This is a genomic window from Nocardioides sp., from assembly GCF_035703625.1.
GTDB lineage: Bacteria > Actinomycetota > Actinomycetes > Propionibacteriales > Nocardioidaceae > Nocardioides.
In genome coordinates, this window is record NZ_DASSXS010000119.1 from 1 (window position 1) to 10,082 (window position 10,082).

General features: G+C 71.9%; 12 protein-coding genes. 4 read left to right on the top strand and 8 right to left on the bottom strand.

Annotation, left to right across the window (positions count from 1 at the left end):
• On the bottom strand, positions 1–529 hold a 529-nt coding region (locus VFN12_RS05765), incomplete at its 3' end, for an alpha-ketoglutarate-dependent dioxygenase AlkB (RefSeq protein WP_325117649.1).
• A gap of 207 nt (positions 530–736) precedes the next feature.
• Between VFN12_RS05765 and VFN12_RS05770 the strand changes: the two genes are divergently transcribed.
• The 4 genes from VFN12_RS05770 (at position 737) to VFN12_RS05785 (ending at position 2,994) form a co-directional block, all read left to right on the top strand.
• Positions 737–1,450, top strand: a complete 714-nt coding sequence (locus VFN12_RS05770) for a GntR family transcriptional regulator (RefSeq protein ID WP_325117650.1) — start codon at positions 737–739, stop codon at positions 1,448–1,450.
• A gap of 59 nt (positions 1,451–1,509) precedes the next feature.
• Positions 1,510–2,244: a copper homeostasis protein CutC gene (locus VFN12_RS05775; protein WP_325117651.1), complete on the top strand. Its 735-nt coding sequence runs from the start codon at positions 1,510–1,512 to the stop codon at positions 2,242–2,244.
• A 13-nt stretch (positions 2,245–2,257) separates the two neighbouring features.
• Positions 2,258–2,515: a DUF4031 domain-containing protein gene (locus VFN12_RS05780; RefSeq protein ID WP_325117652.1), complete on the top strand. Its 258-nt coding sequence runs from the start codon at positions 2,258–2,260 to the stop codon at positions 2,513–2,515.
• 170 nt (positions 2,516–2,685) lie between these two features.
• The gene (locus VFN12_RS05785; protein WP_325117653.1) at positions 2,686–2,994 is read left to right on the top strand and encodes a hypothetical protein; all 309 of its coding nucleotides are present in this window, start codon (positions 2,686–2,688) and stop codon (positions 2,992–2,994) included.
• A 235-nt stretch (positions 2,995–3,229) separates the two neighbouring features.
• Here the strand turns inward: VFN12_RS05785 and VFN12_RS05790 are convergent, their stop codons facing one another.
• The 7 genes from VFN12_RS05790 to VFN12_RS05820 all read right to left on the bottom strand — a co-directional run bounded on the left by VFN12_RS05790 (position 3,230) and on the right by VFN12_RS05820 (position 9,879).
• Complete coding sequence (locus tag VFN12_RS05790; RefSeq protein WP_325117654.1) at positions 3,230–3,835, bottom strand: hypothetical protein; 606 nt, start codon at positions 3,833–3,835, stop codon at positions 3,230–3,232.
• Positions 3,832–5,853 carry a HelD family protein gene (locus VFN12_RS05795; RefSeq protein ID WP_325117655.1) on the bottom strand — a complete coding sequence of 674 codons (2,022 nt, stop codon included), beginning with the start codon at positions 5,851–5,853 and terminating at the stop codon, positions 3,832–3,834. The genes VFN12_RS05790 and VFN12_RS05795 overlap by 4 nt, the downstream gene beginning before the upstream one ends.
• A 95-nt stretch (positions 5,854–5,948) precedes the next feature.
• Entirely contained in the window at positions 5,949–6,836 is an 888-nt protein-coding gene (locus VFN12_RS05800) for an oxygenase MpaB family protein (RefSeq protein WP_325117656.1), read from the bottom strand.
• A gap of 33 nt (positions 6,837–6,869) precedes the next feature.
• The gene (locus tag VFN12_RS05805; RefSeq protein ID WP_325117657.1) at positions 6,870–7,052 is read right to left on the bottom strand and encodes a PspC domain-containing protein; all 183 of its coding nucleotides are present in this window, start codon (positions 7,050–7,052) and stop codon (positions 6,870–6,872) included.
• A gap of 72 nt (positions 7,053–7,124) precedes the next feature.
• On the bottom strand, positions 7,125–8,450 hold the full coding sequence (locus tag VFN12_RS05810; protein WP_325117658.1) for a cytochrome P450: 1,326 nt from the start codon (positions 8,448–8,450) through the stop codon (positions 7,125–7,127).
• A 149-nt stretch (positions 8,451–8,599) separates the two neighbouring features.
• Positions 8,600–9,409 carry an alpha/beta hydrolase gene (locus VFN12_RS05815; RefSeq protein ID WP_325117659.1) on the bottom strand — a complete coding sequence of 270 codons (810 nt, stop codon included), beginning with the start codon at positions 9,407–9,409 and terminating at the stop codon, positions 8,600–8,602.
• 194 nt (positions 9,410–9,603) lie between these two features.
• Positions 9,604–9,879, bottom strand: coding sequence for a hypothetical protein (locus VFN12_RS05820; protein WP_325117660.1), 276 nt, complete (start codon positions 9,877–9,879; stop codon positions 9,604–9,606).
• Between the last annotated feature and the right edge of the window lie 203 nt (positions 9,880–10,082).

The window sequence follows — 10,082 nt, forward strand, 5'->3', positions numbered from 1 at the left end:
GGCACGACCCGCCCATGACCAGCAGGTCGCCGTGCCCCAGCTCGAAGGAGATCGACTCGCCACCTCCGCGCGGACGCAGGGCCAGCCGTCGCGGGTCGCCGAGGGACACGATCGCCACGAGGGTGTCGTGGGTCCGGCCCCTGCCGATGGTGTCGCCGTGCCAGGCGACGCTGTCGCGGCCGTCGCGGTAGTAGCAGCAGCCCGCGGTGACGAACGCCTCCCCGAGGACCGGGAGGTAGTGGTCGGACAGCGCCGACCGGGCCTCCACGAGCGTCGGGTGGGGGAGCGGCTCGCCGACGGCGTAGGTGTGGACGAGTCGCGGGACGTCGACCACGCGGTCGTACATCTGCCGTCGCTCGGCGCGCCACGGGACGTCGGCGACCATCGTGGCGAAGACGTCGTCGGCGCCGGGCAGCCAGTTGCGCCGGCAGTCGACCCAGGCACCACGGGTCAGGTCGGTCCGCTCGACGCCGGCCAGGGAGGGCCGGTGGGAGACGCCGGGGTCGAAGAGGGTTCCCTGGAAGTCCACGAGCCCAGGATACCCCAGAATCGAACAAAGGTTCGATACTCGGGCCGTGGGTGCGGACCTGCGGAATACGAAGCACTTTGGTTGAACGAGCAACGGAATGCATGCGCCTGCAGGACAACGCAACGATATCGGTTGCCAAGTGCGACTTTCTTAAAGTCTTTCCCAAGCAGGGGACGACGTGACCAGACCAGTCCTACAGTTGCCAATGTGAACAACGTCCTGTCGGCCGGCCGAGAGCTGAAGCACGTCCAGGTGCGCGAATACCTGCGCAGCCTGGTCGATGACGCTCCTCCCGGATCGCCCATGCCCTCCGAGCGCGAGCTCGTGCACCGCTTCGGCGTGGCGCGGATGACCGTGCGCCAGGCCATGGACGCCCTCGTCGCCGAGGGCCTCCTGGAGAGGATCCCCGGTCGTGGCACGTTCGTGGCCCGCCCACGGACCGACCCGCGGCTCATCGGGTTCACCGAGGAGATGACCCGGCGGGCGCTGCTCGCCGAGTCGCAGACCCTGCTGGCCCGCCGCGAGCAGGCCAGCCCCAGTCTGGCCCGCGCCCTGGTCATCACCGAGGGCGACGCCGTCATCCACTGGAAGCGGCTGCGCCGGGCCGACGCTGTCCCGATGTGCATCGAGGACGCCTACCTCAACGAGGTGCTGATCCCCGGTTTCCTCCAGTCGGGCATGCCGACCAGCCTGTACGGCGCCCTCGGCGACCGCGGCCTGCGCCCGACGGCGGCGGAGGACTCCATCACTGCCGACCTCGCCACCAAGACCGAGGCCGACCTGCTCGAGGTCCCGCCCCACTCGCCGGTGCTGCGGCAGTCGCGGCGCGCGTTCGTGGGCGACAAGATCATCGAGGTGTCGCGGTCGGTCTACCGCGCCGACCGGTACGCCCGCCGGGTGGAGCTCGGCAACCTCCCCTGACGGAGGCCGACCGGCGCGCTTGCCCCTCCCGTCGTACGGCGGGGCCTACTGTCGTGGCCATGGGCAGTGACACGCCGCTCCTCGAGGTCACCGTCACCGGACCGCGTGACGTCGGAGGGGCCGACGAGGGCGGGGCCGACCGGCTGCACCTCGTCGCGCCGGACGCGTCCGGCGAGCCGGGTGCCGGCGCGTCCTCGCCCGAGCCGGGCGTCGTCTCCGCGGTCTGCCGCGAGACCGACCTGCCCGTCTTCGTGCTGCTGCGGCTCAACGACTCCTGGACGACCACCGGTGGCGAGCTGGTCCGCCTGGTCGGTCTCGCGGAGGACTACCTGGGCTGCGGTGCCGCCGGCGTCTCCTTCGGCTTCCTCGACGCCGACCTCGAGATCGACACCGAGGTGTGCGGCCACCTGGCCAACTCCCTGCCCGGAGTGCCGTGGACCTTCCACCGCGCCTTCGACTCGACCCTCGAGGCGCGCCGGTCCTGGCGGCGGCTGATCCCCGTGCCCGACCTGGCGGCCGTGTGCTCGGCCGGTTCGCCGCGCGGGCTGGAGTCGGGCTACGAGGACCTGCTCGCCTGCTGCGAGTCGGACCCGGCGATCGCCGCGCTGGCCATGCCCGGGGGCGGTCTGCTCGCCGAGCACGTCCCGTGGTTCGTCCGGGCCGGGGTCCGGCAGTTCCACCTCGGCCGGCAGGCGAGGCCGGGGGCGTCGTACAAGTCCTACGTCGACGCCGGACACGTCCGGTCGTGGCGGCTCCTGCTCGACAACGCGGCCCGGCGCTCCGTCGGCGCCTGACGATCTCGCCCCGATGATCGTGATCGACCCGCCCAACGCGGCCGGCCACGGCCGGCTGTGGTCACACCTGGCCAGCGACACGTCGTTCGAGGAGCTGCACGCCTTCGCCCGGGAGCTCGGGATCCCGGAGCGCGGCTTCGACCGCGACCACTACGACGTCCCCTCGGAGTGGTACGACGCCGCGGTCGCCGCGGGCGCGGTCCCGATCAGCTCGCGGGAGCTGATCGAGCGGCTCGTGTCCGCAGGGCTGCGCCGCCGCAAGCGCCGGTAGCCAGGCGCTCCTGTCGAGAGGCATGCCGGCGTGACGGAGACGATCGAAAGTCGCGTCATGGGTGTGCGTCTGGGTCGTCTCTCCGCCGGGAGCCGGGAGTGCCGGCGCTCTTGACACCCTCGCGGGACCGATGGTCGCGCGGGGCCCACAACACCCAAGGGGAACTCACAGTGCGAAACATTGCAATCGCGGCCTCGGTCATCGCTCTCAGCGCCATCGGTCTCGCGGCACCCGCGCAGGCCGCCCCCGACGAGCCGCGCGACAACGTCGGGTACTGCATCAGCGACGGCTTCTACGGAAACCAGCCGAACCGGGACGGCGAGGGCAACATCGTGCCCAGCCAGTCACCTGGCCCCAAGAAGACGGTGAACGGAACCGTCGTGGACGGCAGCAGCATCGGTGACTACAACTCGGGTCGCATGACCGGCGGCGAGCGGATCGTCACCGTCCCGGAGTTCTGCCGCATCCTGCTCGGCTGACGGCTCGCGTTCACCCGAGTGGTTTCGTGCCGGGCTTCGTCGTCTTCGCGACGAGGCCCGGCACCGCCGCTGGACCGTGGCCTAGACGTATTGCTTAAGGTCTCCTCAAGCAAGGTCGCACGGCAGCACGAGCTGTCTATGATGGGTGGCATATCGAGCCGCTGGTGACCCGAGACGCCAGCGGCTCGATCCTTGTCCGCACCCCGGTGGTGAGCCTGGACCCGGGCGCACCCGGTCAGGCCAGGCGGGACAGCTCGGCCTCGACGTTGGACCGCGCGGCAGGCTCCCAGTGCTCGCGGGCGTGGGCGGTGTGGAACAGGTCCGGCTTGGCCAGCAGGTCGGACAGGATGGCGGCGCGTCCGGTCCGGAAGTCGTCGTCGGAGACGTGGGCGTACTCGCGGCGGACGTCGACGAGGTACTCCGCGTAGCGCGTCGGCGGTGCGGCCAGGATCGCCAGGTCGGCGTCGGAGAGCGCGCAGCCGTTCTGGTCCTCGTCGTCCGGTCGATGGTCCTCGGTCATCCGGACCAGCCGGGCGACCTCGGCGACGAGCTCGGGCCCGTGGCCGGCCAGTGCGGTCTCCACCCAGGCGGCGGAACGCTCCTCGGCGCCGGGCCGGCCGTCGTAGACCCCGTCGTGGAACCAGGCGGCCAGCGAGACCGGGACCCGGTCGAACGGCGTACCGGCCGCGGCCAGCTCGTCGAGCCGGTCCAGCACCTCGGCCAGGTGCCGCAGGTCGTGGTAGCCGCGACCAGGGTCGGCGTAGGCGGCCAGCAGCTCGTCGCGCACGGCGTCGTCGCCGGCCAGGGGCCAGCGAGCCGCGAGATCCGGGGGAGTGCTCATCCGGCCAGCTCCGCGGGCAGCGCCTCGTCGTGGTGGACGACCAGCGTGGTGACCGCGCGCGTGAGGCACACGTAGAGCCGGCGCAGGCCGGTCTCCCGGTCGGGCTCCCCGGCGACGATGGCCGCCGGCTCGATCAGCAGGACGTGGTCGAACTCCAGGCCCTTGGCGAGGCTCGCCGGGACGAGGTCGAGGTGCTGGCCGAACTCGTCGGTCTCGTTCTCCTCGCCCACGGTCGCGAACTCCGCGCCCGCGGCGTCCAGGGCTTCGGCAGTCGCCTCGATCCGCGCGTCGGGGGCGATCAGCCCTACCGAACCCTCCCGGTCGAGGAGGTCGCGGAGGTGTTCTGACCAGGGACCGCCCCCGACGACCGCGAGGCCGCCTCGTCCGCGCCGGATGGACGTCGGTGGCGCCAGGGTGGGGGCGATGTGAGGGAGCAACCGGGCGGCGTACTCGATGACGTCGAGCGGCACCCGGAAGCCCTGGGTCAGCTCCTCGACGTGGGCGTCCGGCTTGCCGAGATGGGTCAGCGCCTCCGGCCAGGTCCGGCTGGCCCAGGGCGTGGTCGCCTGGGCCAGGTCGCCGAGCACGGTGAGCGAGCCGGTCGAGGACCGGCGGGCGAGGGCACGCAGCATCATCGGGGACAGGTCCTGGGCCTCGTCGACGACGATGTGGGCCAGCGACGGGGTGCGCTCCACCAGGTCGGCCGCCTCGTCGAGCAGCACGCTGTCGGCCACCGACCAGCGGGTGGCGCCCGGGCTCCTGGGGGGCCGGTCCCAGAGCAGGGTCTGCTGCTCCTCGCGGTCGAGGACGCCATCGGCCGCAGCGGACAGGAGCTGCGGGTCGGAGAAGAGCTGCCACAGGAGGCGGGTCGGCTCCAGCGCCGGCCAGGTGGCGTCGACGTGGTCCTTGACCGGCTTGCTCCGTGCCACCGCGTCCTGCACCCGATCGTCCGGCGACTCCCCGGCCTGCTCCATCTTGACCAGGACGCGGTGGGCCAGCGACTGCGGCAGCATGGCCCGACCGGCGCCGTACCGGACGCCGCGACGCCGCAGCGCCTCGACCGCCTCCTGCACCTCCTCGGCGCCGACCCGCCAGCGCCGTGAGCCCCTCGCGACCAGGAGCCCTTCGTCGTGGTCGTTGATGCGTCCCCAGACGGCGCGCCGCAGCACCTCGGCCATCCGGGCGTCGCCCTTGAGCGTGGCCGCGGAGTCGGAGTCGGTGCCGGTGACCGCTGCCTTCGGATCGAGCCGGCGCAGCGTCTCCTCGGCCAGGCCCTCGATCGTGGTCTGCCGCGCCTCGATCTCGCCGAGGGCGGGCAGGACGTCGGCGATGTAGCGCAGGAAGCTGGCGTTGGGTCCGACGACGAGGATCCCCTGGCGGTGCAGCTGGTCGCGATGGGCGTAGAGCAGGTACGCCGCCCGGTGCAGTCCGACGGCCGTCTTGCCGGTCCCGGGTGCTCCCTGGACGCACACCGACCGGGCGAGCTCGGACCTGACGATCACGTCCTGGTCGGGCTGGATGGTGGCGACGATGTCGCGCATCGGGCCGGTGCGCGGCCGTTCGATCTCCGCCTCGAGGATCGCGGAGCGGGCGTCGGCGTCGGGTGAGGCGAGGTTCTCGTCCTCCAGTGCGGTGAGCCGGCCGTGCTGGAAGCCGAACCTTCGCCGTCGCGCGACGTCCATCGGGGTGGCGCGGGTCGCCCGGTAGAAGGGCAGGCTAACCGGGGCCCGCCAGTCGACCACCATCGGCGTGCCGTTCTCGTTGGAGATGTGGCGCCGGCCGATGTGGAAGTCCTCCTCGTCCCCGTAGTCCAGGCGGCCGAAGAAGAGGGGGATGGCGGGATCGTCGGCGAGCTGACGCATCCGGAGCGCGAAGGTCGACTCGAGGTACTCGCGGCTCACCCAGTCGCCCGCGGCCGACGAGTCCAGGGCCGCGGTGCGCTCGCGCATGCGGTGCAGCTGGCGGCGCGACTCGTCGAGGTGTGCCTGCTCCGCGTCGAGGTCGTCGGACGCGGGCATGGCAGAGCCTCCTGGTGCAGGTGGGGAAGGGGCGACGCTAGCAGGGCGGTCGCTCGCGCCGCACCCTGCTTTCCCTCCGCCCGATGCGGTCGGGCTCAGCTCGCGGCCGGCTCCCCGGACCGCATGGCCCGAACCTCCGCGCGACCGGGAGCCATGGCCCAGCGGATCGTGCCGGTGGCGAGGGTGCCGAGCGCCTTGACGACGGTGCGGTCGGACACCGGGTGTGACGGGAGGCGCAGGGGGCGCCGGGTCCACCGCGGCATCAGCCCGATGGCGGCCGCCATCAGGACGCCGTAGGCCGGGCGGAGCGGGAGTGGGAGGGGCGGCCGCCAGAGCAGGTATCCGACCGCGTCGCGGGCGTGGTCGGTGACCCGGAGCTCGGGTCGGAACCCGGCCAGGGTGCGGGCCAGGTCGGCCTCGGTGGTGGGTGGGTCGAGGACACCGAGCCGCCGGGCGACCTCGGCGGTCTGGGCGACGTACTCGTCGCGCTCGGCGGCGTCGAGCGGATGCTGGCCGTAGGCCTGGTGGGCGGTCAGGAAGCTGTCGACCTCGGCGACGTGCACCCACAGCAGCAGGTGGGGGTCGGAGGCGGCGTACGGCGTCCCGTCGTCCATCGTCCCGGTGATCCGGCTGTGGATCGCGCGGACGGCGTCGACCGCGCGCTGGGCGTCGTCGGCCGTCCCGAACGTGGTGACCGCGATGAACCGGCTGGTCCGCGCGAGCCGGCCCCACATGTCGCCGCGGTAGCCGCTGTGCTCGGCCACGGCCGTCATCGCCGCCGGGTGAAGGGTCTGGAGCAGGATCGCGCGGATCCCGCCCACGAACATCGCTGCGTCGCCGTGCACCCGGCCGATCGGGCTGGACGGGTCGAACCAGCGCGGCCCCGGAGCACCGTGGATCCGGTCGCGGTGCCGGGCCCCGTCCGGCCCGGCGACGCGCAGGAACAACGCCTGGCCGAGCCGGTTGCGCAGGGTGCCGATCATGCAGCCGAGGATACGACGGGCACCCGCGGGTCCTCAGTCCTCGCTGGGCATCAGCACCCACAGCACGATGTAGACGACGAACTGCGGGCCGGGCAGCAGGCAGCTGATCGCGAAGAGCAGGCGGACGGTGTTGGGTGACATCCCGAACCGGCGGGCGAGGCCGGAGCAGACGCCGGCGATCCAGCGGTCACGGGGACGCACGAGCTCTGTGGACATGCCCCCAGCGTCCCTCGCGTCACCGCCGAAGTCATCCCCGAGACGGCGATCTCAGGGGGGAGTCAGGGTCCGTCAGCGCAGCCGCACGGGTACCGACGACCAGCCGCGCAGCACCTGCGTCGTGTGGCGCACCGGTTCGCCCTCGATCCGCAGGGCGGGGAATCGCTCGTAGAGGGCGCGCAGGCCGACCACCGTCTCGAGCCGCGCGAGCTGGGCGCCGAGGCAGTAGTGGGGTCCGGCCGAGAAGGCCAGATGGTCGCCGGCGTTCTCGCGGGCGACGTCGAAGGTGTTGGGGTCGGCGAACACGTCCGGGTCGCGGTGGGCGCCGCCCAGCAGCATGACGATGCCGCTCCCGCGGGGCAGGTGCGTACCGGCCACGTCGACGTCCTGGCGCGCCATCCGTCCCGTGAGCTGCACGGGCGAGTCGAAGCGCAGCACCTCCTCGACCGCCCGTGGCCACCGGTCGGGCTCGCGGCGGAGCAGGTCCCTCTGGTCGGGGTGCCGGTCGAGCAGCACCAGCGCATTGCCGATCAGGTTGACCGTGGTCTCGAAGCCGGCGCCGAGCACCAGCAGCGCCAGCAGCCGCAGCTCCTCCGGAGAGGGGCGCTCGTCCTCGGGCAGGTCGTCGGCCTGCCGGATCACCGTGCTGATCACGTCGTCGCCCGGCTCGGCTCGCAGCCGCTCGATGTGGCCGTGCACCCACTGGTGCATCTCGCGCACGCCGCGCTGGGCCCGCTTGAACTCACGGTAGGGCAGACCCGCGTCGAGCAGCAGCGCCGCGTCGTTGCCCCACGACAGCAACGGCCCGCGCTCCTCGGGCAGGACGCCGAGCAGGTCGGCGATCACGGCCACCGGCAGGGTCGCCGCGAACCGCTCCACGAGGTCGACGCGGTCCTCCAGCTCCAGGGCGTCGAGCAGCTCATGGGTGGTCTTGTCGACCCCTGCCTCCAGGCCGGCCACCCGCCGCGCGGTGAACGCCCTCGACACCAGCCTGCGCAGACGCGTGTGGTCGGGTGCGTCGATCGCGAGGAGGGACGGCGGCTCGGCCGGTCCCAGCGCCCACGGGTCGCGGACAGAGCGGTAGAGCCGCCCGATCGCGTTCCCGGGCTCGGGGAACATCGACGTGAACTCCTCGCCCCGCAGCACTTGCCCGACGACGGGCAGGCTCACCGTGGCCCACGAGACCTTGCCCCGGACCAGGGCCCCGCGACTGCGGATCTCCTCCCACAACGGCTCCGGCCGAAGCCGGGCAGCCGGGTCGGAGATCAGCCGCGCCGTCGGGTTGCCCCGCCTGGCCTCGCGCCCGAACAGCACCCGTGCCGGTGCATGGGCCAGCGCCCAGGTGGCAGTACGACGAGCGGCGGTCGCGCGCATGGGGCCGATCATGTCACTGCGCACGACGCGAGGGTCTGGTGAGGCTCACTGGCCGCCTGAGCGAGCCGTCCCGCCATGCCGCTGGGCGGGAGGTCGTGCCCTGCCAGCGGCAGATGCGGACGTTGATCGCGGGTTGGAGACGCAGCGTGGGGCGCGTCGCCTGGCCACGCCGGTCAGCCGGACTCGTTCGTCCGGCGCGAGTGGAGGCGACAGAACTGACGCACGGCCTGATTCACCTGCTCGGGCTGGTCGAGATTGCTCACATGGCCGGCGCCCTCGATCACGACGAGCTCCGTATCCGGGATCGCCTCGTCGAACTGGTGTGCGACGCTGAGCGGCGACCGCACGTCCAGCTCCCCCCAGACAAGCAGGGTCGGTACGGCGATACGAGGCAGCAGGTCGCGGTGGTCGGCCTCGGCCATCAGGGTCAACTGGTGCCCGAGGGTCGCGGGTCGGACGTCGCCAGCGATGGCAGCCAGCATCGGGACGAACTGTGCAGGCGGATCGCTGGCGAAGAGCCCAGGAAGTGTGGGATCGAAGTGACCGGGCGGCGCGGCGAGCATCTGCCGGGCGCCCGCGACCCGTGCTCGTACCTCCTCCGCGGGCAGGGAGCCCTTCCAGCCGGCGTAGGTGTCGATCATGATCAGTGTCGCGATGAGCTCGGGATGGCGGCGGTAGAGCTCGAGCACGACGGTGCCGCCCCAGGACAAGCCGGCGATGTGCGCCGGCCCGAGTTCAAGAGTCTCGATCAGTGCTGCCAGGCAGTGGGCGTAGTCCGCGAGCTCGAAACCCTCGGGCAGGTCGGAGGAACGTCCAGCCCCCGGCTCGTCCCAGGCGACGACTGTGAACTCATCGGCCAGTGCGTCCAGCTGTGGTCGCCAGCTGCGGCTGTCGTCGGCCGCGCCATGGACGAGGATCAGGGGCGGCCCGTGCCCCACCCGCTCGTAGGCGATGTTGAGCCCGCTCGCCTCGATGGCGTCCACCGTCTCAGCCTATGGGAGCAGGAGCCTGGGCTGGTCGCGTCCCACAGTCGGTGCTCAGCACAACGCGCCGTCAGCACACGCGACCGCACACGCATTGCGGCGGATCCGGGCTTCGCTACCTCAGGTGACAGCGAGTGATCCGTACTCGAGCGAGGCGTCTCTACCAGCGGCGTGATGTCGACATGCACTTCCGTCTAGATGATGTGGACTTGACCCAGCCTCAGACCCTTGGCTGGAAAGGCGTGGGCGATCAAGCTCTCCAGGTTCCACTGGACCCAGGTGTAGCGGATGTCGAGCTCGGGTCCGGCAAGGTCGCCCGGGAGGCCGACAGCGACGTCTACGACCCCGGTGGCGTGATCGATCGCCACGCCTTGGACCTGGGCCTGGTGCTCCAGCGCGGCGGTCATCTTCGCGCGAAGCGACGACTCTGCGGGGTTGGAACTCTCCGAGGGAGTAGTCGTGGCGGTCATGTCGGCTCCCTACCCTTCCCGTAGGGGCGCCAACCTCAGGTTTAGACCAGATCAGAGCCATCAGCGGTCACGCCAAGGCTTGCCCTGCCGCAGCAGCTTCATCAAGGGATGCAGGCGAACCCTCACTCCCCTTGGCCTACTCGCCTGGGGAAGTGACGTTTCATCAAGGGATGCAGGCGAACTGGAGTCTTTCGGATCGGCGC

Coding starts and splice junctions, on each gene's coding strand:
- VFN12_RS05775 (WP_325117651.1), top strand. CDS start 1,510: ATGGGCAGTGACACGCCGCTCCTCGAGGTCACCGTCACCGGACCGCGT.
- VFN12_RS05780 (WP_325117652.1), top strand. CDS start 2,258: ATGATCGTGATCGACCCGCCCAACGCGGCCGGCCACGGCCGGCTGTGG.
- VFN12_RS05790 (WP_325117654.1), bottom strand. CDS start 3,835: ATGAGCACTCCCCCGGATCTCGCGGCTCGCTGGCCCCTGGCCGGCGAC.
- VFN12_RS05795 (WP_325117655.1), bottom strand. CDS start 5,853: ATGCCCGCGTCCGACGACCTCGACGCGGAGCAGGCACACCTCGACGAG.
- VFN12_RS05800 (WP_325117656.1), bottom strand. CDS start 6,836: ATGATCGGCACCCTGCGCAACCGGCTCGGCCAGGCGTTGTTCCTGCGC.
- VFN12_RS05805 (WP_325117657.1), bottom strand. CDS start 7,052: ATGTCCACAGAGCTCGTGCGTCCCCGTGACCGCTGGATCGCCGGCGTC.
- VFN12_RS05820 (WP_325117660.1), bottom strand. CDS start 9,879: ATGACCGCCACGACTACTCCCTCGGAGAGTTCCAACCCCGCAGAGTCG.